This is a genomic window from Mesorhizobium sp. SEMIA396 (genome assembly GCF_024518615.1).
Lineage (GTDB): Bacteria > Pseudomonadota > Alphaproteobacteria > Rhizobiales > Rhizobiaceae > Mesorhizobium.
Genome location: NZ_JANIFC010000009.1, coordinates 1 through 25,356 on the forward strand (window position 1 = coordinate 1; position 25,356 = coordinate 25,356).

22 protein-coding genes, 2 tRNA genes and 1 pseudogene are annotated in these 25,356 nt (G+C 60.4%); 12 read left to right on the forward strand and 13 right to left on the reverse strand.

Annotated elements, in window-relative coordinates:
• Positions 1 to 167 precede the first annotated feature (167 nt).
• From NP503_RS21110 to NP503_RS21135, 6 genes are all read right to left on the reverse strand, one after another.
• Entirely contained in the window at positions 168 to 1,415 is a 1,248-nt protein-coding gene (locus NP503_RS21110) for an OmpP1/FadL family transporter (protein ID WP_127267802.1), read from the reverse strand.
• Positions 1,416 to 1,773: 358 nt separating this feature from the next.
• Positions 1,774 to 4,557: a valine--tRNA ligase gene (locus NP503_RS21115; RefSeq protein ID WP_127328213.1), complete on the reverse strand. Its 2,784-nt coding sequence runs from the start codon at positions 4,555 to 4,557 to the stop codon at positions 1,774 to 1,776.
• Between the two features lie 220 nt (positions 4,558 to 4,777).
• A complete protein-coding gene (locus tag NP503_RS21120; RefSeq protein WP_127267804.1) occupies positions 4,778 to 5,602 on the reverse strand; it encodes a PopZ family protein in 825 nt (274 codons plus the stop codon).
• Positions 5,603 to 5,807: 205 nt separating this feature from the next.
• On the reverse strand, positions 5,808 to 7,199 hold the full coding sequence (locus NP503_RS21125; protein WP_127272694.1) for a TolC family outer membrane protein: 1,392 nt from the start codon (positions 7,197 to 7,199) through the stop codon (positions 5,808 to 5,810).
• Positions 7,200 to 7,380: 181 nt separating this feature from the next.
• Positions 7,381 to 8,049: a protein-L-isoaspartate O-methyltransferase gene (locus NP503_RS21130; protein ID WP_127267806.1), complete on the reverse strand. Its 669-nt coding sequence runs from the start codon at positions 8,047 to 8,049 to the stop codon at positions 7,381 to 7,383.
• Between the two features lie 90 nt (positions 8,050 to 8,139).
• Positions 8,140 to 8,213: transfer RNA gene (locus NP503_RS21135), tRNA-Cys, on the reverse strand.
• Positions 8,214 to 8,434: 221 nt separating this feature from the next.
• Here NP503_RS21135 and NP503_RS21140 point away from each other — a divergent pair.
• Positions 8,435 to 8,638 (forward strand): hypothetical protein, encoded by a 204-nt coding sequence (locus NP503_RS21140; protein WP_127267807.1) that lies wholly within the window; start codon positions 8,435 to 8,437, stop codon positions 8,636 to 8,638.
• A 24-nt stretch (positions 8,639 to 8,662) separates the two neighbouring features.
• On the opposite strand, the gene NP503_RS21145 is transcribed toward NP503_RS21140, so the two are convergent.
• On the reverse strand, positions 8,663 to 8,920 hold the full coding sequence (locus NP503_RS21145) for a hypothetical protein (RefSeq protein WP_024503836.1): 258 nt from the start codon (positions 8,918 to 8,920) through the stop codon (positions 8,663 to 8,665).
• A gap of 222 nt (positions 8,921 to 9,142) precedes the next feature.
• Between NP503_RS21145 and NP503_RS21150 the strand changes: the two genes are divergently transcribed.
• A tRNA-Asn gene (locus NP503_RS21150) sits at positions 9,143 to 9,217 on the forward strand.
• 323 nt (positions 9,218 to 9,540) lie between these two features.
• On the opposite strand, the gene NP503_RS21155 is transcribed toward NP503_RS21150, so the two are convergent.
• Positions 9,541 to 9,897, reverse strand: a complete 357-nt coding sequence (locus tag NP503_RS21155; protein ID WP_127266665.1) for a hypothetical protein — start codon at positions 9,895 to 9,897, stop codon at positions 9,541 to 9,543.
• 47 nt (positions 9,898 to 9,944) lie between these two features.
• Here NP503_RS21155 and NP503_RS21160 point away from each other — a divergent pair, with 47 nt between their 5' ends.
• From NP503_RS21160 to NP503_RS21170, 3 genes are read left to right on the forward strand one after another with little or no spacing between them, the layout of a single operon-like run.
• Complete coding sequence (locus tag NP503_RS21160) at positions 9,945 to 10,265, forward strand: hypothetical protein (protein WP_127266664.1); 321 nt, start codon at positions 9,945 to 9,947, stop codon at positions 10,263 to 10,265.
• Positions 10,266 to 10,319: 54 nt separating this feature from the next.
• Positions 10,320 to 10,868 (forward strand): hypothetical protein, encoded by a 549-nt coding sequence (locus tag NP503_RS21165; RefSeq protein WP_127266663.1) that lies wholly within the window; start codon positions 10,320 to 10,322, stop codon positions 10,866 to 10,868.
• 6 nt (positions 10,869 to 10,874) lie between these two features.
• Complete coding sequence (locus NP503_RS21170) at positions 10,875 to 11,414, forward strand: hypothetical protein (protein ID WP_127266662.1); 540 nt, start codon at positions 10,875 to 10,877, stop codon at positions 11,412 to 11,414.
• Positions 11,415 to 11,650: 236 nt separating this feature from the next.
• On the opposite strand, the gene traA is transcribed toward NP503_RS21170, so the two are convergent.
• Positions 11,651 to 14,698, reverse strand: coding sequence for a Ti-type conjugative transfer relaxase TraA (gene traA, locus NP503_RS21175; RefSeq protein WP_127266667.1), 3,048 nt, complete (start codon positions 14,696 to 14,698; stop codon positions 11,651 to 11,653).
• Positions 14,699 to 14,880: 182 nt separating this feature from the next.
• Between traA and NP503_RS21180 the strand changes: the two genes are divergently transcribed.
• Complete coding sequence (locus NP503_RS21180) at positions 14,881 to 15,207, forward strand: conjugal transfer protein TraD (RefSeq protein WP_127266661.1); 327 nt, start codon at positions 14,881 to 14,883, stop codon at positions 15,205 to 15,207.
• A gap of 1 nt (position 15,208) precedes the next feature.
• Positions 15,209 to 15,457, forward strand: coding sequence for a conjugal transfer protein TraD (locus tag NP503_RS21185; RefSeq protein WP_127266660.1), 249 nt, complete (start codon positions 15,209 to 15,211; stop codon positions 15,455 to 15,457).
• A gap of 498 nt (positions 15,458 to 15,955) precedes the next feature.
• Here the strand turns inward: NP503_RS21185 and NP503_RS21190 are convergent.
• Positions 15,956 to 16,432: pseudogene (locus NP503_RS21190) on the reverse strand (AraC family transcriptional regulator); the annotation flags it as partial.
• Between the two features lie 184 nt (positions 16,433 to 16,616).
• Between NP503_RS21190 and NP503_RS21195 the strand changes: the two are divergent.
• From NP503_RS21195 to NP503_RS21205, 3 genes are all read left to right on the forward strand, one after another.
• Complete coding sequence (locus NP503_RS21195) at positions 16,617 to 17,123, forward strand: helix-turn-helix transcriptional regulator (RefSeq protein ID WP_164748739.1); 507 nt, start codon at positions 16,617 to 16,619, stop codon at positions 17,121 to 17,123.
• Positions 17,110 to 17,604 (forward strand): hypothetical protein, encoded by a 495-nt coding sequence (locus tag NP503_RS21200; protein WP_127266657.1) that lies wholly within the window; start codon positions 17,110 to 17,112, stop codon positions 17,602 to 17,604. The genes NP503_RS21195 and NP503_RS21200 overlap by 14 nt, the downstream gene beginning before the upstream one ends.
• 140 nt (positions 17,605 to 17,744) lie before the next feature.
• Positions 17,745 to 18,344 (forward strand): HdeD family acid-resistance protein, encoded by a 600-nt coding sequence (locus tag NP503_RS21205; RefSeq protein ID WP_127266656.1) that lies wholly within the window; start codon positions 17,745 to 17,747, stop codon positions 18,342 to 18,344.
• Positions 18,345 to 18,754: 410 nt separating this feature from the next.
• On the opposite strand, the gene NP503_RS21210 is transcribed toward NP503_RS21205, so the two are convergent.
• Both NP503_RS21210 and NP503_RS21215 read right to left on the reverse strand, forming a co-directional pair.
• Positions 18,755 to 19,588 carry an SDR family NAD(P)-dependent oxidoreductase gene (locus NP503_RS21210; protein WP_127266655.1) on the reverse strand — a complete coding sequence of 278 codons (834 nt, stop codon included), beginning with the start codon at positions 19,586 to 19,588 and terminating at the stop codon, positions 18,755 to 18,757.
• Between the two features lie 143 nt (positions 19,589 to 19,731).
• Positions 19,732 to 20,766 (reverse strand): cupin domain-containing protein, encoded by a 1,035-nt coding sequence (locus tag NP503_RS21215; RefSeq protein ID WP_206517119.1) that lies wholly within the window; start codon positions 20,764 to 20,766, stop codon positions 19,732 to 19,734.
• A 228-nt stretch (positions 20,767 to 20,994) separates the two neighbouring features.
• Here NP503_RS21215 and NP503_RS21220 point away from each other — a divergent pair, with 228 nt between their 5' ends.
• Positions 20,995 to 21,807: a HAMP domain-containing sensor histidine kinase gene (locus NP503_RS21220; RefSeq protein WP_127266654.1), complete on the forward strand. Its 813-nt coding sequence runs from the start codon at positions 20,995 to 20,997 to the stop codon at positions 21,805 to 21,807.
• 377 nt (positions 21,808 to 22,184) lie between these two features.
• Positions 22,185 to 22,931: a response regulator transcription factor gene (locus NP503_RS21225; RefSeq protein WP_127266653.1), complete on the forward strand. Its 747-nt coding sequence runs from the start codon at positions 22,185 to 22,187 to the stop codon at positions 22,929 to 22,931.
• A gap of 63 nt (positions 22,932 to 22,994) precedes the next feature.
• Here the strand turns inward: NP503_RS21225 and NP503_RS21230 are convergent, their stop codons facing one another.
• Positions 22,995 to 25,226: a PAS domain-containing protein gene (locus NP503_RS21230; RefSeq protein WP_127266652.1), complete on the reverse strand. Its 2,232-nt coding sequence runs from the start codon at positions 25,224 to 25,226 to the stop codon at positions 22,995 to 22,997.
• Between the last annotated feature and the right edge of the window lie 130 nt (positions 25,227 to 25,356).

Here is a 25,356-nt window from a genome sequence, read left to right on the forward strand (position 1 = left end):
CGGCAGGAACCAACTGATCCAGCGTCACCATCTCGAGCGCGGTCTGTTCAGGGGCGGGTCGCTTCAACATGACCCAGTGAATCAAAAACCCCCAGCAAATGCCAGGGGTTTGTCAGCAGTCTGAAAGGCCGGGTAATCCCTGGCCTTTTGTTATAATTGTCAGAGACTTAGAACTTGATCTTAAGGCCACCTGAAATCGCCGTGACCAGATCGTTGCCGAAGTCGTAGCTGACATCCGTGCCGGCGACGTATCCGTTCTCACCAGCCAACGCTCCAGAATGGCCGCTGGTCAGCACCCCAACCGCGCCGGCCAGACGCACTTCGATGTTCGGCTTGGGCGTAAAGGCGACGCCGCCGCCCAGTGTCCAGGTATCGGTCTGCGAGCCATAGCCATGCGACGTGCCGCGATCCCAGGAAAGCTGGCCGGCAGCACTCCACTGATCGTTGAACTTGTGGCCAATGCCGCCGGTAACTGTCCAGCCGTCACGATACATCAGGTCCAGCGAGGTGATCTGGCCCGAATGGAGAGCATCACCAGTGACGCATGCCCCTGCGGGGGTACCTACGACGCAAATCGGAACGCTCTGCAGCAGGCTCCAATTGACCCACTTGAGCGAACCGAAGGCGAGCCAGCCTGGCGCAATGCCTGACTGCAATTTCAATTCGACTGTATCCGGCATGTATTGCGTTGAGCCGTAGATCGGAAGCACCACGCTGCCAACATGCGTCAAATCCAGCGTGCCCGAGATATTGTCGAGCTTGACCCGCGAATTGTAGACGAGGCTGGCGCGCAGTGCGATCTCGGGGATTTCATAGGCCAGGCCGGCGCGCCAGCCCCAGCCGGTCCCCTTGAGATCGACACGCCCGGTACCCTGGAAATCCGGCACCAGCGGCGATATCAGGTCCTGCTTGAAGCCATAGACTTCCTGGTAGTAGACGCCGCCGATGAAGCGAACCTGGCCTTTGCCGGCGTCCATCTTGTAGGAGCAGGTTGTGGCGTAGTTGTTGCTTTTGATGTCGGTTTCCATGTTGGACTGGGCACCGGCCCAAAGACCCGGATTTGTGTGCGCACCCCAAGGCTGGGAATAGTCGAACATACAGTCGACACCCTGGACGATCTGCGCCTTGACGCCGATCCGCGGCACCCAATAGCTCTCGCTGTCCTTCGCCGTGCTGCCCAGAGGCGTCAAATCGCCGTCGAGCGGGTTGGTGTCCACCGCATTCTTGAGCTTGCGTTGCGGCATCACATAGGTCGATTCGGCTTCGGTCGCGAACGGAGCCGGATCGAACAGCAAATCGATATCGTAACCGCCGCGCTCCAGGCCGCCGGCATGTGCCGGATTCATCGCCGTCCCGATCAAAGCCAGCGAAAAGCAGCCCGCCCCCAGCAGCGCCTTCAGTCGCAGAATAGTCATGAAATGTCCTCCCCGAATTCGAGTGCATCAAGCTAGAACCAATTCAGGTTAACGGTGCAACAACGAATTCGCGGGCGTACATGTACACATTGGCCAGGCGCATTTTCGAGGAAATGCAACCTAGTGCGGCAAAGCCGAAAAATGGTCTGTGAAGGCTGAGCGGCTCTCAAAAAACAGAGAGAACCATCCAAAAAGGCTCGAAAACAGGCCTTTTTGGGGCTCCAGGAGCCCCATTGTTACATTATGGCAACAATGGGGCTAAAACTTCCGTTTACGTCAATATTAACGCAACGGCATCCAGATTTTCGACGCGAAAAACCAGCACTTTAGAGAGGGCTAAAGTCTCGCGAATCTATCCTCAACCGGCGTCGCGAACCCTGGCCAACGCGACCGACAGCTTGTCCTGCGCATCGCGGTATTCAGCGAGCTTTTCACGCTCGGCATCGACGATCTCGGCCGGCGCGCTGGCGACGAACCTCTCGTTCGACAGCTTCTTGTGCAGCCGCGCGATCTCCTCGGTCACCTTGGCCAATTCCTTCTGCAGCCGTGCTGCCTCGGCGACAAGGTCGATCAGGCTGCCAAGCGGCAGGCAGATCGTCGCCTCGTTGAGCACGATCTGCGCCGAACCCTTGGGCGCGACATCGGCAAGCGAGATGTCGCCGACCCGCGCCAGCCGCTTGATCGCCGATTCTTCGCGGACAAGCCGTTCGCGTGTCACAGCGTTGGCGCCGACCACGACGAGCGGTGCAATGGCTGCCGGCGGCACGTTCATCTCCGAGCGCACCGAGCGGATGCCGGAGACGAGATCGACCAGCCAATTGATGTCGGCTGCAGCCTCGGCGTCTTCGAAGTCCGGCGACGGCCACGCGGCGTGGCACAGCAGCGAGGGGCGTTGCTTGCCTTCGTCGGCGGTCTGTGCCCACAGTTCCTCGGTCATGAACGGCATCATCGGATGCAGCAGCTTGTAGATCTCGTCGAGCACGAAGGCGACGCAGGCTCGGCTTTCGGCTTTGGCCGCCTCGTCGGTGCCCATGAACACCGGCTTCAGCAATTCCAGATACCAGTCGCAGAACAGGTTCCAGACGAAGCGGTAGGCGGCACCCGCCGCCTCGTTGAAGCGGTATGAGGTGATGCCGTCGGTGATCTCGCGCGCCGCGCGCGTCAGCTCGGTCAGGATCCAGCGGTTGACCGCCAGCCTGGCGTCGTTCAGCCAGAAATCGTCATTGCGCGCGACCTCGTTCATTTCGGCAAAACGCGTCGCGTTCCACAGCTTGGTGCCGAAATTGCGATAGCCGGCGATGCGCGCCGGATCGAGCTTCACGTCACGGCCTTGCGCCGCCATCACCGTCAGGGTGAAGCGCAGCGCGTCGGCGCCGTATTCGTCGATAAGGTCGAGCGGATCGATGACGTTGCCTTTCGACTTCGACATCTTCTGCCCGTTCTTGTCGCGCACCAGCGCATGGACATAGACGGTGTGGAACGGCTCCTCGTCCATGAAGTGCAGGCCCATCATCATCATGCGGGCGACCCAGAAGAAGATGATGTCGAAGCCTGTCACCAGCACGTCGGTCTGGTAGTAGGTCTTCAGCTCGGGCGTCTCGTCCGGCCATCCCAGCGTCGAAAACGGCCACAGCGCCGATGAGAACCAGGTGTCCAGCACATCCTCGTCGCGGGTCAGGATCTCGCCCGGCTTGAAGTTCTCCAGCTTGGCCTCGACCCAGGCCTTCCACGGTCCTTCCAGCGCCAGATAAAATTCGATCGCGGCGCTCAGCGCCTCTTCCTCGGTCTTCTCGACGAAGACGCGCCCGTCCGGCCCGTACCAGGCCGGGATCTGATGACCCCACCACAGCTGGCGCGAGATGCACCAGGGCTGGATGTTCTCCATCCAGTCGAAATAGGTCTTTTCCCAGTTCTTCGGCACGAAGTTCGTGCGACCTTCGCGCACGGAAGCGATTGCCGGCTTGGCCAGTTCCGCCGCATTGGCATACCACTGCTCGGTCAGGAACGGCTCGATCGGCACGCCGCCGCGATCGCCATGCGGCACCGCGTGGCGATGCGGCTCGACCTTTTCGAGGAAGCCGCCCTCTTCCATCAGTTCGACGATCTTCTTGCGCGCGACGAAGCGATCGAGGCCATCGAGTTCGTCCCAGACAAGCTGGCGCTCCGGCGTCACCTCGAGACCGGCAAGGAAATCCTCATTGTTCCTGAGGCTCACCGCCGCCTCCGTGGTCAGGATATTGATCGCCGGCAGCTTGTGGCGCTTGCCGACCTCGAAGTCGTTGAAGTCATGCGCCGGCGTGATCTTGACCGCGCCCGAACCCTTTTCCGGATCGGAATACTCGTCCGCCACCACGGGAATCCTGCGACCGACGATTGGCAGGACGATGTTCTTGCCCACCAGATGCCGGAATCGCTCGTCGTCAGGGTGCACGGCGACGGCCGTATCGCCCAGCATCGTCTCCGGGCGCGTCGTCGCCACGGTGATGAAGGTTGTTGGGTTTTCCGGGTCGAAGACCTGGCCCTCGATGGGATAGCGGAAGTGCCAGAGATTGCCATTGACCTCCTGCTGCTCGACCTCGAGATCGGAGATCGCGGTGAGCAGCTTGGGGTCCCAGTTCACAAGGCGCTTGTCCTTGTAGATCAGCCCTTCCTTGTAGAGCGTGACGAACACTTCGAGCACGGCTTTGGACAGGCCTTCGTCCATGGTGAAGCGTTCGCGTGACCAGTCGGCCGAGGCGCCCAGCCGCTTCAGCTGGTTGAAGATGGCGCCGCCGGATTCGGCCTTCCACTCCCACACTTTCTCGATAAACTGCTCGCGGGTCAGGTCGCGGCGATGGATCTGCTTTTCCATCAGCTGCCGCTCGACAACCATCTGCGTGGCAATACCGGCATGGTCCATGCCCGGCTGCCACAGGACGTTCTTGCCGCGCATTCGCTCGAAGCGCACCAATATATCCTGCAGCGTGTTGTTGAGCGCGTGGCCCATATGCAGCGAGCCGGTAACGTTCGGCGGCGGGATGACGATCGTAAATGCTTCCGCCCCCTCCTCGGCGCCGGCACCGGCGCGAAACGCGTCGGCCTCTTCCCAGACTTTGGCGATCTTCGGCTCGACGGTTTTGGCGTCGTAGGTCTTTTCAAGCATGGGAAAATGGTCCGCGCTGTCGGGAGTTTTGCTGGTCCGGTGTAAATCGGAAGGTTTTGGCCAAGTCAACCGCAAGGGCTGTCTCGGACCCTCACAACCAGATAGGCGCGGCCTTGGTCATTTCAACGGAAAGCGATCCGCCGTCCTGCCAACAAACTGACCTCACCAAAAGAAACGGCGCCACGAAGGCGCCGTTTCCTCTAGCAATCGGCATGGGGAGCTACTGCGCCCCGCGCGCCACGCGCTCGATCTCCTCGCGCACCAGTCTTTCGACCAGTGTCGGCAGATTGTTGTCCAGCCAATCCTGCAGCATCGGCCGCAGCATCTCTTCGGCCATCTCGTCGAATGTCTTCTTGCTGCGGCTGGCAAACGCATCGGAAAGCTCGCCAAAGGCAGCCGCGACCTGACGGCCGGTATGCTCGGAAACGATCGCCGGACGCGGCGCGTCGCTGGCCGCCACCGGCCGCACCACGCTTGCATCCGGACGAGACGGCTCGGGTTCGACGGCTACTTTCGCGGTCGGTTCGTCCCTTGGAGTCTCCACGGACGGCTGGGCAGCCGTCTTGCGTGCCTCGCTCCGGTCCGACACCGCCCTCGCCTGCTCACCGACCGCGGCGATCTCACGACGCCAATCGGCGATGGAAGCGTCGGCGACAGGACGCGATCCCGGCGATTCAACCGTGATTGGCTCGGCGGCGACGCGGGCGCTAACTTCGGCAAGTGTCATCGATGGCTTTGCCGGGCTGGGATCGGGGCGCGCAGGCGTTTCCATGCGCGCGACCACCGGCTCGGCCGCCGGCAACTGTGCCTGGACTTCCGCCAGCGTGACCGGCTTCCTGCCTTCGGGGGCGGCATGCAGGTCGGCACGGAATGCTTCCACGTCGGGGGCCGCATAGGCGCTCGACGCGCGCTCCAGATCCTGGCTCAGCTCATCGGCGTCGCCCGGCTGCTTGCGGCCGCCGTCACTGTCCTCGATGATCCGCCTGATGGAAGCCAGTATCTCTTCCATGGAAGGTTCGCGCTGTGCGCTGCTTGCCGTTGCCATCGTCACATCCGCCGCCTTTGTGACCCCTGTGGGTTTCCGCTCCGGCAGAGCCGGATCGAATCATGGCGACAGCGTAACCGACGGATCGCCGCACGAGAATCCCCAATCTGGGGACTTGTGGGATTTCAACAGATTAGCGCGATCTGAACCCGAGTGCGAAAGATCCTGCTCAAACGGGGAACACGGCCAGTCCTGGCCGAACGCCTCAGCGGCCGTCCGGCGTGCGCAGGCCGTACCACTTGTCCTTGACCGCGTTGTAATGCTCTTCAGGCTTGTACTTCGCTACCTGCAAGCCAAGGCGGTCCACGGACAGACGGCCGGTCGCCTGCAGGATGGCGTAGCTCGCCACCACCACATCATGTTCGTAACCGGCCTGGTTGATCTGGGCGGTGATGACCGTCGCCTGTGCGTTGAGGACGTCGAGCGTGGTGCGCTGGCCGACATTGCGTTCTTCGATGACACCGTTCAGTGCCAGCTTCGCGGCCTCGATCACTTGCCTGTTGGCCGTCAGCTGCTGCTGCGCGGCGGTATACTCGGTCCAGGCGGCGGTGACGGCCTGGCGTACCTGGTCGCGGCTGACGTCGACCTGGATGCGGGCCTGGCTGAGTGATTCCTTGTTCTGGCGCACGATCGCCGAGGTGCGGCCACCCGAATAGATCGGGATCGTCAGCGTTGCCCCGACACTGGCCGAATTGGTCGTGCCATCCTGCGAACCGACGCCTGGCAAAGGCGAGGTATTGCGATAGGCGCTCGAAACGCCGGCGGAAGCCGACAGCTGCGGCAACAGCGCGCCTTCGGCCGACTTCACCGAAAACGCGGCGGCGTCGACCAGATGCTGCGTGGCAAGGATGGCCGGATGCTCGTTCGAGGCCACCCCGACGGCGGCGGCGAGGCTCGACGGCAACAGCTTTGCCACCGGCGAAGCGCCCTTGAGCTTGCCCGGCTCGTCGCCGACGATCTGGCGATAGAGCGCCGCACTTGCCAGCGCCTGCGCCCGGGCAGCACTCAGCGATGCCACCGCGGCGGCGCGTGAAGCGTCGGCCTGCGCGACATCGGTGCGCGTGCCTTCACCAACCTCGAAACGCGAACGCGCCGCGCGCGCCGTCTCGGTCAGGAACTGCAGGTTCTGCTCGGTCAGCACGGCGACCTGCCGGTCGCGAATCACGTTCATATAGGCCTGGGCCGCGCTGAACAGGATACCCTCTTCGGTGTTGCGCAGGCTTTCGACCGAAGCCCGGACCTGCGCTTCGGCGGCAGCGACATTGTTCCTGGTCTGAAAGCCGTCGAACAGCGTCTGGTCGATCTGGACGCCAAAATTGCCGGTGGTCAGCCGCACGCTTGAATTGGTGCCGTTGAGATGGCTGCTCGAATAATCGATATTCGCCGAGCCGGTGACAACCGGACGGTAGCCCGACTTGGCGATGGCGACGCCCTCGTCGGTGACGCGAACGCCAGCGCGGGATGCATTCAGCGAAGAATTGTACTGGTAGGCCTTCGCAAGCGCGCCGGAGATGGTTTCGGCTGAAGCGGCCAGTGGGGACAGCATGGTCGCCGAGACGAGAACGGCGGTGAAAAGTGACTTGCGAAAAGACGGCACGGTTAAACCCTCATTCGTTTTCCATGGGAACCGCGCCGCGCCTGCTTCTCTCATTGATCAGCCGGCGCCGCGTGTTCGATGTTCCCTGCTGCTCACCCCAAAGTGCCCCCAGTTTGGCATCAGCAGCGATCGTTCAAATGCAAGCGACCATGACAAAGCCTCTGCTGCAAGGCCAAATCATTCAGAATTCGAAAGCACGAATGCGTTCAAACCCCGGTAGTGGCTTAATTGCCGCATTAAATGCCCGTCTTCCGGTTACAACCCCCCCGGCCTTGAAAAAGAGACGAGCCACGCCGGAATTGCCCTGCCCTTCGACGGCGACAAGGCGGCCGCCCTCGGCGAGCTGGTCCAGCAGCGTCACAGGGACTTCCGCGACGCTGCCGCCGACAAGGATGACGTCATAAGGCGCCTGGGCGGCATGCCCTTGCGGCAGCGCACCCTGGACGACGGTCACATTGCCGCAGCCCAGCGACGAAAGCGTCGATCTGGCGGTTTCCGCCAGCGCCGAATCACTCTCAAGCGCCACCACGGACCTGGCCAGCCGCGACAGGATGGCCGAGGCGTAGCCGGTTCCGCAACCGACATCGAGCGCCGAATCGGTCGGATTGATCTCGGCCAGTTGGATAAGCTTGGCCAACGGGGATGCTTCCATCAGGTAGCGTGCGCCGTCCGCGCCGGCGGCAATGCGGATGTCCTCGTCGATATAGGCGAGATCGCGCTGGGCGGCGCCGACAAACATCTCTCTTGGGATGACAAGCATTGCATCAAGCAGCGGCGCGCTGGTCACATCGGTGGTGCGGACCTGGCCGTCGACCATCTTGACGCGTAGTTCGGAGAAATCAGCGCTCATGTCCCAACCAATCCGCTTGCCGCGCCAGAACCGCGGTCCATTGTGTCAGGAACTTCAGGCCCCTGCGCTGCCGCGCGGGGGCCCGGGCATTGGAGGCCTCGCCCGGAATCGAACCGGGGTGCAAGGATTTGCAGTCCTCTGCGTAACCACTCCGCCACGAGGCCTCATTGCTCCCGGCGTTCCACCCGGTTCCAATAGGTTGCGGCGAAAATGCCGTCAAGCGGCCACCGTGCATTCCGAACGGTTTCCTCGCGTCAGTCCGGACGGCATCCGGCAAATCGTCGGACCGGGCCTGACCGCTCCATTAGCGGACAATTAAGCATAGCCTGCCCGGAGGAGAAACTCATCGGCGGCCCGTGCGTTGGACATGGCAGGAGGAAGAGCCATGCGCCGGACAATGGCAGCAAATACGAGTGCCTCGTCCGGCCTGTCCCTGCTACAATGCGGAGAGCTTCTGCATTACGCAATCGACCGTCTGTCCATCGAAGGTGCGGACAGCCTGTCGCCGCACGACAGGGCAAGGCTTGCCTCGGCCGCGGCGATTCTCAAGCAGATCCATGAGGCACTGGAAGAACACGCCGCCCGTTGAACACCCACCCTGCGCTATCGGCGGTCAATCGGGCCGGCGACGCCGTTCCCACCAGACGACAAAGCGACGCCGGTGACGGCGAACCATGGCGAATTCATAGGACAGCACCAGCAATCCGAGCGGAACCATCCAGAAGCCGAGGATCGGCAGGAAACCGAGGATACCGCCGATGGTCAGCAGGATGCCGATCGTGATTCTGAGCCCGCGCGAGCGCGGCATTTTGAACTCGCGCCCGAAAACGGAGATTTTCCGCGCCGGCATCTGGTTGTCTTGTGCTGTCATCGTCTCGAAAAATTGACCCGTTTGATTTTTCGCAAGCATGCTGGAACCAAAGCCGCCGCCGCGCTTTCGGTTCCATATCCCTGCCAAGACGGCTAATATGAGGGCAACCGTCGACGATTGCGAGAAAGGCCTGCGCGAAAAAGCCTCGGAAAAATGTGAAAAGCTTCTTTGCAAAGCCGAAAAGGGCAGCTATAGGCTGCGCCACTCACATAGAGCATCCGTTCCCCGGTAGCTCAGTGGTAGAGCAACCGGCTGTTAACCGGTTGGTCGCTGGTTCGAATCCGGCCCGGGGAGCCAATCATTTCCAACGGTTTCAGAGTTTTCAGGAACGGCCGAAAATAGGCTGATCTACAGCATGTCTACACAACTCGACTTCGCTAGGCGCCGATCTACACCGGAATCGCCCGAAGGAGAGAAATCACCATGGAACACGTTTTTGATGAGCTGATCGGCCTGCAGAGACTCAGCCGAGATCGAATTGGCGAGCCGCCGCGACGGCCTGGACGATTCGCTTGGCAAGGAACCTAGTAACCGGCGTGGCGATCGGCATCGGAATTGCCGTCGGTATTGCTCTAGGCGGTTAATGAAACCCTCCGGGTGCAAAAACCTATGCGGTGAAGTTAGCCCGAAGCAAAGACAACATCAGACCTTGCGCCTCCGTCCGCCTTGACGGCCGCGTGGCAGTCTCTCAGTTTTTTGGACGACCCACTCTTGGAGTGGGCTCGGCGGATGTAGTCGAAAACGTGACGTGCGGTGTCGCCTTCGCCAACGAAAACGAAGGGTTCGCGGCTTGTGTGCACGGTGACGGTCTCGTAACGCCTGTCGAGCGGCGGACCGGGATCGTCCCGAAAGTCGACATTTTTCCGGAGAAGCACTTTCATTTCGTCGGGCATGATTGAAACCTCCCTGTCGAAGGTGATCTCCTTTTTCCAGTAGATCAAGACCGGAAGCGGTACGCCTCCGAATTGCGGTGCCAATTCTTTCCTGCGACACTCGAGTCCATCGCGACATGGGGGAGCCTTCTATGCTTGCAAAAGACACTGTGATCTGCTGGACGCCTGACAGGCCGCCCTTCCATGACCGCCCTATGGCGGGGACGATCATGGTCACAACCGCTCCACTGCCGCAGCACGACTATGGTCATATGAAAACGTATGGAGCCGTAAACTTGGACTGGAGGCAGATGGACGCTTACGACCGTCGGCAAAAGCTTCAACGCCTTTTCACTCAGATCATTCATAAGGATTGCATTCCCGAGATCGATGCCCGTCTGGCTCTTTCAGTCATTGATGACATCCTGATTGATGACCTTCACAGTCAGCAGCAGGATGAAGATGAGGTGTAAGGTAAGCGGCGGCCGATCGCATCGCGCCTCAGCCAGCGAGTAGGGGATCCATATATGGCGGCGACCGTCGCGCTTAACCAGGTATCGGCCAACCTATGGGAGATGCCCCAGCCTTTGGGGGATTACGCCGGCGAGCTGCTGAAGCGGGGAAGATCCTACTATCAAGCGTTCCAGATCCTTGCCGAGCGTAACGAACCCGGTCTTAGCTATCCGGCCTATTTCCTCCTCGCGCATGCCGTGGAGGTCATTCTCAAATCATATCTGGTGGCGAAGGGCACGCCGAAGAGCAAGCTTGGCAAAAGACCATTGCGACATGACACAGGACAAGTGTTCGCTGAGTGCGAAAAGCAAGGCCTTGTGGTTGCCGACCAGATGATGAAAGCGCTGGCGATCCAGCTCGCCCATGTCAATCAGGATTACGACCTGCGCTATCCCACTGGCTTCAATCTATCCATTCCTGGCCCGAAGCATTGCGTCCTTCCCCTCGATGCCCTGATCGCCGCGGTCGCGCCGGGCGTCGAAAAGGCCTTCATCATAGCGCAAATCCAGTTCGCAGCCGACACACAGCACCTTCGCGGCAGCAAAATCCGATGGAGCGATTAGGCGACGATGACAGCCGAACTCGCGGTATCCGTAGTAGCCTTAGTCGTCGCGATCCTGGCGTTCGGGCTATCGATCTTCTTTTGGCGGCGCCAGTTCCGACCGATCGTAACGGCGATGGTTCAGACGCATGACGGAGGTAACGAGGCGATCGCCTATAATCTGGTGGTACTGAATTCGGGGTCGATCCCAGCCAAGAACATCAGGTTGATAGTACGAGACCAGGCGGCGCTCGAGGCTGCCCTTGGCGCTGGCGCCGATGCCGAGGCACGCGGCCTTTGGCTGGCCTGTTTTGAGTCCTCGATGGTGATCCGCCTTCTTCAGAACGGCGCGCAGACGACATGCTCTTTTGGCCTAACACATAGGATTCCGAAGAAGAGCTTTTGGAAGGCTCAAGCCGAATTTCCGATCCAACTCGAATACGAAGGTTGGTTTGGCAAGAAATACCGCGACGATCCGCCGAACGTCCTGCAGATCGCCGACAGCGATAGTTTCACCGGAGGCATGTGGGGACCGGTGAAAAAGGACGGACCGGCTTACATCGAATGAGGCCGGCAGCGGATGCGGACCGGGCACTACACGTGCACCAGCTCACACCACTGCCGAAAACGGCGAACGAGCAAGCGCCTGATATCGCAGCGAAAAATCCGCCGGTATGCAGCGATAGACTACTCCCTTACCAAGGGAGAGTTCGACGACTCCATCTCATTCATGGTCATCATCGTCGTTGTCGATGGGAACTACCTTCGTCGACGACACGCTCGACATGCCATTTCGTAATAAGTTTAGATGCCCATGCCACGCCCAATGCCAATACCGTGGCTGAACGCGAGTTCCGCGCCCAGGCGCCGGCCGGACTCCACTTCGACGCCAAGCGCCTTTTTATAGTTTGCAAGAAGCGATTCCAGTTGCGGATCGCGCTCGAGGCTCTTGGCCATGTCGGACATGGCCGAGCGGGTTGACTTGTAACCGGACATGTCGCCAGCCTGGTATTGGTCCTGGCTTGTCCGGTGGAGCTTCTGCCAGCGTTCCACGAAACGGTCGGCCCGGCGGGTCGGATCGGCTTCCGGTCCGGTGCGGATTTCGCTTTCAAGCTGGAGAGCGAGCACGATACGGTTGACGCTACCGGCTCCCGCTTCACGAACCAGCTCGGGATTCTTGATATAGGCCGCTTCGGCATCGCGCCAGCCATGCGGCCGAACCTTATCGAACGCGTTGCGTGCATCCCTCAATTCGCGCATCTGCCCGGGACTACCCTGCCCGTCCACATTTCCGTTGCTGATAATAGCATCGAGCGCTCGCGCGTGGCGCACGAGAGCCTTCGTGCGAGCTCTGCGCAACGCCGCTTCCTCGTCCAACAACGCATCCGCTCCGCGTTGCGCTCCCCTGGTGCCCGCTTCCCTTCCTGGTTCGGCGCCGGCATCGCCGTTTTGCGTTCCAACCTCTCCCCCTTTCGGCCTGTACGCACGGTCCTGGCCGGGCTCTGCTTGTCCGGGCGAGCGCAACCCGTCCAGCATCCTTTCAATCCCGTCGCGAAGCTTCTCCGGAACGATCCGGCGCACGATCTTGACCACACGCTGACGGAAGCTGATCCCGCGTCGCTCGGCATAGTGTTGCGCCGGGTCGATCTGGTCGTAATCCGACGCCATATCCTTGGTGCGGTCGCGTGACAGCGCGCGGACAAGTCGTTCGCGGGTCGCGAAGTCTTCGCTGCCGTAATGCAGTTCCATCCCATCCCGATGTCGCGACAGGGACACGTAGCTGCTGTGCGAATCCATGTCCGGCGTTGCCAGCACATGGGTGCGGTCGACCGTCATGCCCTGGGCCTTATGGATGGTCGCGGCATAGCCGTGGTCGATGTGGGCATAGTCTTTCAGATCGAAGCGCACAGACCTGGCGTCATCGGTTTGAACCGTCATCGTCTGGACGCTGACCTCTTCGATCACACCGAGCGTGCCGTTCTTGACGCCGAGCGACCGCTCGTTGCGCAAGAACATGACCCGGTCGCCGCGTGCGAAGGTCCTTGCACCGCGCTCCACATCCACCTGAACTTCGTCGCCGAGATCTCCATCCGCGCGCATCCGCTCGCGCGCTGCCTGGTTGAGCGCGCGCACTTCGTCGTTTGTGTGGGTGAGAATGATCCGGCTCGCTTCAGGCTCTGCATGCCTGTCCCGATCCCAGCGCTCGACAAGATCGCTGCGTGCCTCATCGCGCGACGCAGCTTGGTGCACCATGCCCTGCGCGTCATAGGCGTCGATCGCAGCGCCGATCCTGCCGGTTGCAAGATCGCGCGTGGCATCACGCTGCCAGTCCTCACGCTGCCGGCGCACCTGACCGATTTCGACGCCACCATGTCGCTCATGGATCGAGCGGAATGCCGCACCGGCTTCAATTGCCTGCAATTGCTGCGGATCGCCGACGAGGACGACTTTTGCGCCAACGTCCGCCGCATGGGAGAGCACGCGCTCCAACTGGCGCGTGCCGACCATGCCGGCCTCATCGATCACCAGGACATCGCGGGCGCTGAGCAGATCCCTGCCCTGTCCCCAGCTATGTTCCATGCTGGCGATGGTGCGTGACGAAATGCCTGAACCGCCCTCCAGATTCTCGGCGGCAATGCCGGAGAGTGCGGCGCCTCGAACCTCATAGCCCGCCGCTGCCCATGCCTGGCACGCAACGCCCAGCATGGCGCTCTTGCCCGTTCCGGCAAAGCCGACAACGACACCAAGACCGTGGCCATCGGTGATGTGCGCAAGTGCATCGATCTGCTCGCCTGACAGGACAAGCCCGCGTTGCGCAGCCTGCGCCAATGCTGCCTCACGATGTGCGTTACTCACCGCGTGTCGCTCGTCCAAATCAATACGTTCCGCAGCGCGGTGAAGGCGCTGTTCGGTCTCGATCATCTGCCGGGTGGTGAAACGGTTTTCGCCGCGCATGTCCTTGCCGAGTTCGACCAGATCGGGTGCGTTGCCGATGGCTGCCACTACCGCGTTGAACTGCTCCACTCCATCGCTGTGCCGATGCGCAAACTTCGCAATGTCTTTTCGGGTGAAGGTCGATTGCTGATGGGTGATGGCATCGAGCGCTACGGTTGGATCGGCAATGATGCGCGCACCATTGTTGCGCGCGATCTCGCGGTGCAGTTCGGCGCGATCTGCTTCACTATCGCCAGCAGCAAGGTCACTGCCCTCGATGCGTTGCGCTGGCGCACCAATCTGGGTTTGCGGCTCCAGGGCAATGCCCTGCGCTTCCAGACTGCGATGATCGATGCGGGCGTCGATGTCGAGTTCGGCCAAGCGTTCATTGGCAAGCTCCGCCCACCGCTCGCGCCAGCGCTCGACCAGCTGGGTAGCATTCCAGTCTCGAACCTTGGCGCCAAAGCCGTTCTCGTCCACGGACCGCATGGTGAGCATGACATGAGCGTGCGGTTTGGGGCTGCCATCCTCCGCCCTGTCCCAATGCACATTGAGATCGGCGACCATGCCCTGGCTCACAAACTCAGCCTGAACAAAGTCGCGCGCCAGTTCGATGCCTTGCGCCTGGCTGAGTTCTCGCGGGAGCGCAAACTCCACCTCGCGGGCGAGCTGGGCATCCTTGCGGACCTCGAACGCCTCGACATCGTTCCACAGCCTCTCGCGGTCGCGCCAGGCCTCCGGAGCATCCTCAGGCAGCATCACCTCGGAATGGACAACACCGCGCTTGGCCGAGAAATCGTGAGTACGTTCGATACGCCCGTCGCGCAGCCTCGAAGCCGAGCGGTAGGCCGCAGAAGCCAACGCGCTGCTGCCTGCCTTGCGGCCAATGATCTTGACGTGAAGATGATAGATCGCCATCGCGAGCAGATCATTTGCACGGCAAAGCGTACGTCGGCACGACGTATAAGCGCGCCCTCCCTCGAAAAATTCTCGGGATGGACCGGCGCGTCCCGAGCCGTCTCGGCAACCCTGAAGCCATCCGGCAGACGCTCGCCTATCATCGCTGCATCGACAATCAATGGAGATGATGGAGACAGCAGATGCGCAAGCCACGCGACTACGATGCGGAACTGAAGGCGCTGGAAGACAAGGCGCGAGAGCTCAGAACCAGAAAGGTCCAGCAGCTTGGAGAGCTGGTGATCGCCACCGGCGCCGACCAGCTCAGCACCGACGAACTGGCCGGCGCACTGGTTGCAATCGCCGAGACGAAAGAGACCGCAAAGCGTGAGGCATGGGCCAAGCGTGGGGTGATGTTTTTCGAGAGCGGCTCCCGGCGAACTGCTCCGGCATCTCAGCGCAACCCTCGCGGCACTCCAGCGCAACCGGGCGGCCCACAATCGCCGGCAGGCGGCTCTGGCTCGGCATGATATGCGCACCTGGCAGGTCGAGCGTCGCAAGCGCACACGGCAGCTCATCGAACTTGGCGGTCTCGTCGTCAAGGCGGGCATCGTTGATCTGACCAACGACGATCGCGCTACCATCTACGGCGCGTTGCTTCGGATCGCCGCCAAGCTGCAGAGCGATGAAGGCGAGCATGCGCGCAACCTATGGAATGCGAAGGGAAGGCAGGCGTTCGATGCTGAACGGCGTGAAGAGCGGATGGGACGTCGGGCTTAGCCACAGTTGGCGTGAGCAGCGACCGGTACGAAGCCGGGACAGCAGACTTCCGCCGGTGCGCCAGCGCCGACGCCACAGTCAAGCCCTTGCGAGAAGCTTTCGCGATCTTCGTCGCTATCGGAGACATTCTTCTCACGCGAGCCTTGATCCAGATGATGACAGGCGCAAGGCTTGCGCAGGCGAAACTCGTCAAAGCAGACGCTGCGTTATGAGCAAACTTCAAATGCCAGATCGTGTTCCCCTCGAAACGTCCCACGCCCCCAGATGCGATCATGCACACTGCGCGTTGAGAGAAACTCTATTGCCAGGATGCGAGCCAGTGGAATGGCTCTGCACAGCTGGAACGGGCGGAAAAGCGAGGGAAGCTTCTCGCTCTAGATGAGATCGGCAAAGGCATCCCAGCCGATGGGACGGCAGAGGCGAAACTTACTCTTGTCATGTTGCGCAAGAGGAGTGGATTTTGCGAACAAACGTACAACTGGCGCGGCTTGGCGAAGTTTCCCTGAGCCACTGAATGGCGATGCCGACCCCTGAAAGCGTGGTATCTGGGGTCGCCATATCCCGCAGCATCCAGCCGAGTGGCCCCTTCAGCACGTGGAAGAGAATTTCGCGCTGGTAGGCCGGGGCCAGGGCCGGAACCTGGTCCGGGCGCTCCATCAGGCTCAGCATGCGAAGCCAGGAATCGAGCAGTTCAGGTGTAACAGGGCGCGTCCTGCCCGATCGTGCTGCAAGCCGAGCCGATCGATATGGCGAAGCCGCGCGCGAAGAGCTTGGCGCACGACGAGTAAGAACCGGGGCGCTGGCTTCGAACATGAAGCCGCTGACCGGAGCGACCTCCGCTCGCTCTTCCGACGTTGGCTTGGCGCCTCGACCGCGGACGTCCGAGCGCCAGACGCTTGGCCGCAGGAAGGCTTCGCGGACCGCATCGGCAGGTTGTCTAAATCCAAAGCATGGGAATCCTAAGCGAGGGTACATGTTGCAAGACGATTGTACGAATTGAGCCGAGCACGGGTGACGTTCAGATTCACCGGGGTAACCGGACCGTCATTTCGGCGTGTTGAGCAGTCCTACTGCTGTCGCATCTGGGGAAAGGATCGACGATCCCCACGACGAGCGCAGCCGGCCCGGCCTATGCGGAATGAGACACAAGGGGCCGTGCATGTTCGACAATACGCCTGCGACTGATAACCCCGAACCCATGTCTAGAGGCATCTACGATGACGTGATCAGGCTTGCGGTCGCCGCCCGTTGGCTCGGACTGTGCGTTACCCAAAACGCGCATACCCCAGGAAATGCCCTGGTGAAATGGCGGCTGAAGCGGGCCTTATATGTCGAAGACCACATTGCTGACACGATCAGCCTTGGTAATCTCGCGGCTCAAGCGGGCCTGAGCAGGATGTATTCTGCAGCCCAGTTTCGGACGGCAACCGATCTTCGTCCGCACGAGTATGTGGTGCGCAGGCGGACCCATCACGCCAAGGTCGTGCTCGCCGAAAACACATACTCACTGGTCGAGGTCGCACTGAGCGTCGGCTTCCAGGCGCAGGCACATTTGTTCACCGTCTTCAAGCGTTTTGCCGGGGAAACACGTCGGCGATGGCGGGTGCTCTATGCGTTTCGCTCCCTTTACTCCCTCTCCAGGAGAGATGGCCATGAAATCCTGTAACCTGGTCGTTGCTGTGGTGACCGCTTACGTCGCGCTCGTCGCGGTTCCAGCGCGGCTTTATGCCCAAGAACTGCAGTGCCCGTCCGCGGCCGACCTCCACGTTTCCCCGCTAGAGGGCGAGGTCACGGGATTCGTTCCTAAAGGGCTCACGCTTGACCAGCCCGCCCAGTTGCAGACGGCAATCCAGCTTCTGCGGGAGCACGGAATGTCCAGCGACGATACGATCAACTACCTTATCGCGCTCTACTGTCCGGCCGTGTCGGCCAGTACCGACGGCAGCCACGAGGAGAAGCTCGAAAGAGTGAGACAATTCGCCGACAACGTTACGCGTCAAGTGCTTGCAGCCAACAGCATCCAGGACATCATCTACGACGTACCGCTACCTCCCTCCGTGGCGGCCGCGGCGGCAGTTCATGCGGGCGACGTCGGCCTCACCGTCGAACAATGGATCGCGACGACCGTCGAGGACGCTCTCAGGTAGCCGGCGAGCGGTCCATCCAGCGTTCTGAGGCGCTCAGCGATAAGCGCACCTCCTCGGGTATTCCGTGGTCGCCACGCGATCTTCTGGCCCTTGGCCAGATGCATCAAGCCTATCCGATCCAGCAAAGAAGGAGACCTGAAATGTTCGACACCACCATCAACCGCTCGCCCGGAGCGCCACTGAAGGAACTTCACGGCAAGTGGGGTTGGTTCGTAGCGCTTGGCATTGGACTTCTGGTCACCGGTGCGATTGCGGGCCTAAACCTCCTGCTCGCGACGCTCGTATCCGTTCTCTATATTGCCGCCATGATGATCGCCGGTGGCGTGATGCAGATCATCCACGCCTTCACGACTGGCAGCTGGGGCCGCCGCTTTCTCTACCTCCTGGCCGGACTGCTCTATGCGGCTGCCGGAGCGATCTCGGTCTACGATCCTGTCTTAACCGCCGTCGGCATTTCCCTGGTGCTCGGCGTCCTGCTCATTGCCGCTGGCACCCTTCGCATTGTTATTGGCTTGCAGCTTCGCAGCCAGGGTGGGTGGGGATGGATCGCCGGCAGCGGCGTCTTCACCGTCGTTGTTGGCATGTTCATTGTCGCCACTTGGCCTGCCGTTGGCCTGTGGCTCCTCGGCGCAGTTCTCACCGTCGACCTTTTGTTCCAGGGCGGCGGTTTCATTGGTCTTGGGCTATCCCTGCGTTCAAGACAAAAGCGTCGCATCAGCAGCCGATCCGTCGCCGCCTGACCTGCTACCCGCAAAGACAGACCCATAGATCCGACGAGATCTGCCAGTCTCCTGGCAGATCTCGGTTTGATTCCGGCGAACCGAACCGTTTGACACGGCTGCAACGCAGCCGCACTAGCCGAACATGGCGTACGTGCCGTCCACGCGTGACCCTACACCAGCAAGCACAACGCGAACGCCGCAGGGCCGTCCGAGTTGCGGCAGGACGTCAGGACTCACTCGTGAGAACGAAGATTGAGGCTAGACGCCCGGCAAAGCGACCATCCTAGCTGATCGCCTTCGCCTCTCGATCGACACACCAGCGGCCTCGCTCGAGACGGAGCTAGCTCCCACCTCTGTATCGTCCGCGCTAATTGGTCGGAAGCTTCTCCGGACAGTTTGACCGATCCCCGGACGAACTCGTGGAACGTTCACAGTGCGACCGTGCTGTAGGCGATATCCTTCCACGCGTCGAACTCCATACGCTGCGCGATCAGTTTTGACGTAATGGCCTCCCAACTGTCGGGGCCAAGTATAAGTTGCCGAGGCATGGTTTTAGCCATCACCAGACCGACAAGTATCTGTGCAATCCGATGGGGGTCGCTCGGCGCAAGGGCGCCATCTCTGTCGTTTTCCAGAAGATCCATGATGGCATGCGCCGGGGCATCGTAGCCCTCGATCCTCGGGCTCCGGAGATTGCGCGAGACTATGCCCGTCGGCATGCCCCCCGGCTGGACCGACATCACGCGTATGCCAAGCGGCGCGACTTCTTGCGTCAGCGCTTCAGTGAGCGCTTCGAGAGCGAATTTCGACGCGCTATAGTAGCCGAGGGACGGCATGGCGACGATGCCGTTGGTCGAGGAGATATTGATGATCGTCCCGCTTCCGCGTGCGCGCATGCCAGGCAGGGCAGCCCGTATGGCCGCGACCGCGCCAAACACATTGGTTTCGAATAGCTTACGAACTTTCTCGTCTTGCCCTTCCTCTATTAGGGCGAGGTAGCCGACCGCCGCATTGTTCACGAGTACGTTGATATGGCCATGCCATCCCTCGGCCGCCGCAACGGCCGCCTCTATTTCGGTGGTGCTAGTCAAATCCATCGATAGGGGCAGTACCGCGCCTGGATAATCCGCGGCCAGCGCGTCCAGGCGAGAGCTGTCCCGCGCCGTGACAGCCACGCGATGTCCGGCTCGCAGAGCCGCGTGCGCAATAGACGCGCCCAGCCCGCTCGATCCGCCGGTGATGAGCCAAACCGGTGTGTTCATTTGTGCTTTCCTTCTGGATGAAACACAGTGTTCAGCCCCGCTCCGTTCTCGCCCACCACTCGACCGAGAACGAGCCTACGCGCCAGGAGGAGAGTAGTCGGGGAGACGGCGATGGGTGACGCGGTCGGTTTCAGCCGCGTCCGTCACGGGGCGCCGGGCGCCAGAAAACCCGGTCTGGCCCTCAGACCGGCCACCGCCACCCTCGGCAAGCTTAGATTCGCCGCCAGCACGTCGACCGGATTGGCCGCTAGCCAGGCGGAGAGGTCGTTCGCCTCGTAGTGACCGTTATTGAACCCGACGAGGACCCGCAGGACTCCTGGCCCCGTGTTGCGGATATAGTGGCCGGAACCCATTGGCGCATAACCGATGTCCCCTGCCTCGAACTGCTCAATGACAACCTGTCCCTCGGCAAGGAACACCGCCATCTCTGCAGCGCCTTCGATGTAGTATTGCCACTCGTCGGCATTGGGGTGCCAATGCAGTTCGCGCATCGCCCCAGGCTCGATTTCCAACAACGAACCGGCCATCGTGGTAGAGATCGGAAACTCGTCTACCGACACGGTTCTTTGCGTTCCCCCGCCCGGCACCCGTCGCGGTTGCTGAGCATAAAGCGGGTAGCGATGGAATGTTGTCAGTTCCGGAACCGGCCGCGGCTCGGCATCCCGGGACCGGTCATCGGGCGCCGGGCCGGTTGCGAAATAGGCCTCTCCGTGCGGCAGCATTGACAGGCACTCAGCGGAAAGGCCCAGATTTTGTCGTACGACCTCCGCTGGCGTACAAGACAGCCAGTCGGTGATGCTGAAGGTATGATCCTCTGAGAAATCGCCATTGTCGAAGATGAGAATGAAATGGCATTCGCCGGGTCCGAGGCCCTGGATAGAATGACCCCATCCGCGCGGGAAATACCAAACATCACCCGGGCCGAACGTATCGGTCGCCGCTCCCCCGTTTGGATTAAGAACCGTTGTGCGGCAGTTGCCAGAAATCACATACGCCCATTCCGCGGCGTTGGCATGCCAATGCAGTTCGCGCATGGCGCCAGGATCGAGACGCATCGACACGCCGGCGATACCGATGCTGGCGGGAAACTGGTGTATCGACGCGCCCCGCGTGATGCCGCCGTTGCCGACACGTGGGATGGACTTTTCGAGTTGGTATCGGAACGAAGGCATGGTCATATTTGATTCCTTTGCTTCAACAAAACGGTAGGCTTGCCGTACTGGGTCCCCCAGATTGTGTGAAGCTAAGCGGCGGTTGGCACTTCAGATATCGGCGCAAGGGATCGTTCTTCCGTACATAAGTACGGTCGCTCGCCCGTGTAGGCGACCGCGACTGCCGCTACGTGGGATTATTCACGATCGACCTTCGCCGTAGCGTGGCGTCGAGCATAACGGCGAAGATCGGGAATGAAGATGACGACAGAGCAAGCGAGTGCAGAAGCAGTGGAGCGCGCATTAGCATCGCGTGCCGCAATGGCGAGGATGATGGCGGTAGCGGGCCACGATTTGAAGCAACCGCTGCATGTCGCGATGATGTCGCTCGCCTACGCGGCAGAAGCTGGTATGCCGGCCCTTATTGCAGATCGTCTCCGCATCGCACTTGATGCCATGAAGCGCCTCGGTAGCGAACTCGATGACATCGCTCGCTTGTCGCAGAAGGACGAGACGTTGCAACCGCGCCGCCAGAATGTCCTCCTTGCTCAAGTACTGGAGCGGGTCGAAAGCGACTGGCGCTTCTATGCAGAGGCTTGCGGCGTCGAGCTTCGGATAATCTCATCCGACAGCATCGTCGAAACGGATCCTGAAATGCTCCACACGATCCTGCGCAATTTGGTCGGCAATGCGATTAAGTATAGCGGTCCGCGTGGCCATGTCCGACTGGTGTGTCGGACCAGGCGCCACAGAGCGTGCATCGACGTGCAGGACGACGGCGCCGGCATCCCCGCAGCACGCCTCGAACGCATCTTCGACGCATTCGAGCGCGGTGATTCCGCTGAGTGGGACGGAATGGGTCTTGGCCTTATGATCGTCCGCCAGACTGCGGATCTGCTTCGCCATCAAGTCGCGGTGAGATCAATCCAAAATGTCGGATCGACGTTCTCCATCGAACTGCCTCTTGCAAATAGTGTCGAACGCATGTGGAGAGTCCGACCAAGTCCCAGCGGCACGGAAAGAATGACCCTGCGCCGCAACTTCCGTGCTTCGCGCAGATCGAGATAATCTCGCTCCGGCACTGCACCGGAGCGAGAGTTAAAATTCGGAGTGAACAACGCTCCCCTTGCTCTCGCCTTGATCACTTGATCAGCAAACTGTTCTCGGCTCTGAGTGTGAACTTCCCTTGGGTGGAGAGGGGCACTGCACAATCGCATGGGAAGTGCGGCGAACTGGATGCGGACGTCTGATCGGTCAACGTAGGTCTAATGGAAATGTTTAATGGTGCTGAATCACGGTCTTCATTACACACAGGTTTATGACCAGAAACCAGACAGGCGCACCGTTTCCCAACGCAATGCTGCCAATCTTTGATCATTGTGCCACCTCTTTCACGCGTTTTCTGAGTAGAACTCGAAGAGAAATTAAAGATTAAGGTCGAACCAATGGAAAATACGGCAAAAGAGCTTCTTGACACCGTGACGTCGGGTGCATTCCTAGCTTTATCGGGCGACGGCACCTCTCGTCGTCAAACGTCCCGAAGCGAGTTTGCCGGTAGGGACTCCAGCGTATCTATAATTGATGCCGACATTATGGTTCGCCAAGCTCTTCAAGATCTTCTGAAATCCATCGATCTCTCCTCACAAGCATTCGGTTCGGTCAGTGATTTTCTTCAGCGGAACAGGTCGCCTGACAACCCAAGTTGCATCGTCCTGGACGTCCGGCTTCCGGGGCTCAGCGGACTTGAGTTCCAAGAGCATCTCGCCCGGTCGGGAGTTAAGACTCCGATCGTCTTCCTTACCGCCCATGCGGATATACAGATGACCGTCCGCGCTATGAAATCAGGAGCGGTCGACTTTCTCACCAAACCATTCCGGGATCAGGATCTGCTAGACGCCGTTTCCGCAGCTCTCGAACGGGATCGCGCGAGGCGACGCCAGCAGCAAGCCATTAATGACTTGCGACGGCGTTTCTCGTGTCTGACCGAACGCGAATTGGATGTGACCTGGCTGGTCGCTGCGGGACGGATGAATAAGCAGATTGCCGCCGAGCTCGGTATAAGCGAGTCTACTGTGAAGTTGCATCGAGGCAGCGTCATGCGCAAACTGAATGTGCGGACCGTTCCCGACCTAGTACGCATGGCCGACATCATGGCTCAGAGCATCGAACCTCGGCAATCGCAGCAGCTCTAGTTAGTTTAGTCTATTTCTTCTTACGCGGTTCACCGTGCTGTTGTAGTACTTACTGTGATCGCGTCACGCGACGTCTCTTCTATCTTGCCCCGGGTTGGAAATAGGCAACGTAAAGGTGAATACGGCGCCTCCGTTTTCGCCATTCTCAGCCCGTATCTCCCCGTCATGCGCCTCGATGATGGAACGGCAGATCGCCAGTCCAATGCCCTTGCCGTTCGCCTTGGTCGAGTAGAACGCCTCGAAGATCATGTGCGGGTCTTCCATTCCGGATCCTTGGTCGCGAACCTCCACCGAGATCCGGTTTCCGGCGATAAGTCGCGAGCCGATTTCAAGGACTCGTTCCTCCGGAGGCATGCGTTCCATGGCATCGATGCCGTTCCGGATCAGGTTGACGAGAACCTGCTGAAGCTGGATACGGTCCCCTATTACCGATGGCAAGCCGTCATCCGGGCCGGTTCTTATCTGAATTGCGTTCACCGCAAGCTCGTTCTCCATGAGCCGGCAGACGTCCAAGACGAGTTCGTTGATGCTAACCGGCGTCCTAGTTTCAGAGGTTCTAAAGAACAGGACACGGATTCGGCGAATGATGTCTGCGGCCAGATTTGCATCCCTCGTGATCCTGCCCACGTTGGCGATCGCGCGTGTTATGTTAGGCGGATCAGCTTTCAGCCAGTGTTCGCAGGCCTGTGAGCTTGCCACGATGCTGGCCAGTGGCTGATTGACTTCATGCGCGATGGATGCGGTCAGCTCGGAAAGGCTGGCAGCCTTCGAGGCGCTCGCAAGTCTCTCATGTGCCGACCTCAGTTCCTCCTGCATCCTCGTTTCATCGTCGATATCGGTGATGACCGTATACCACTGTAGCAGTCGGCCATCCCCGTCGCGAAGCGGCTCCGACCGGCTGTCGGCCCAGCGGTAGTGCCCATCGTGTCGCATGTGACGATAGCGCAGCGTAAACGGCCTGCCTAAAGCAAATGACTCGACCAGGGCGCGGCGGAATCGTTCCCTGTCGTCTGGATGGATCAACCGGTCTATCTGCTGGTTGCGATCGAACCGCGCTTGGTCGACCTTCTCAGCGCGGATACCGGCGTAGTCGTTGAGCCGTCTGTTGATGTAAGTTGGTTCGCCCGAAGCAGAAGCGCACCAAACCATGACAGGCACCGTGTCGACCAGAAGCTGCAGTTGCCTCTCACTCGCGCGCAGGGCTTCCTCGGCCTGCTTGCTCTCGTCAATATCGATGAGGACGCCGTACCAGCGTATGATCTTTCCCGTGTCGTCGCATTGAGGTGCAAGACGACTGTCGACCCAGCGGAACATGCCGTCATGACGGCGCAACCGGTATATCTCCGCGAAGGAGGTGCCCGTCGAGAATGACCGCATCATTGCGTCACCGACCCGAATTCGATCGTCGGGGTGCACGGTCACGTCGAGGGCCTCACGCAGGCGGGTCTTGTTTGGAACCTCCAAGTCGCCAATCGCGATGCCGGCAAACGCTTTGACCTGCTTATTTGCGTAGAACGGCTCACCTTCGGGCGTCGCGCACCAGATCAGGGCAGGAATGGCGTCAACGAGTTGTCTAAGCTCTCGCTCACTCTCTCTGAGGGCCTCCTCGACGAGCTTCTGCTCGTGTATATCCACGGACGTACCGTACCAGCCGGTAATGTCTCCTTTGGCACCCCGGGCAGCGCGAGCAACTGCACGAAACCAACGATAGCTGCCGTCATGTCCTTGGATGCGGCAATCGGTTACAAAATCCTCGCCGCTGGCGAGGCATTCCACCAGCCGGCCAAACGTCTGCTCCACGTCGGCAGGGTGCACAAGCGGAATGGCATTTTTCCAGTCGTCCAAGTCTGCCTGGCGTTCGTTGCCGGTGACATAGTTCTGTACCGCCTTATTTGTGTACGTGTATTCGCCCTTGCCGTTCAGAGACCACCCCATGGCCGGCATGTTGTCAACGATGGCTGCCGCGAACCGCATGCGATCATCCGCCTTTGAGGGGAAAATCATTGCACACCTAATCACGGTGAAAATCACCAAGGCTGCCCCTCCAAAGAGTGCGGTTTGCACTGCAGGAGAGAGGTCGCCCTCTGTCATCAGATGTGCGGGCGGAAAGTGGGCTAGGGCAAAAAGCATCGTCACGAAGATCGCCCCAATGAAGCCGATACGCCAAGCATCAAAGGCACAGACCGACACGACGCCCATGATCAGGAGCCACGGCTCACCACTCACCAAGACGAGAACGATCGCCATAAGCAAAGGGAAGATCGCCAGAACGGGTCGTGCAACGTTCCGGAACATCTGAGATGTCCCCTATGGATATGCCAAGGCAAATACATGCCGATGTTGCTGAGATGGTGGAAGCTGAATTATAGACATACACAGAACAAAAGTTCGAGTAAGGACTGGCGTCTTTCACTGGGCATTATCG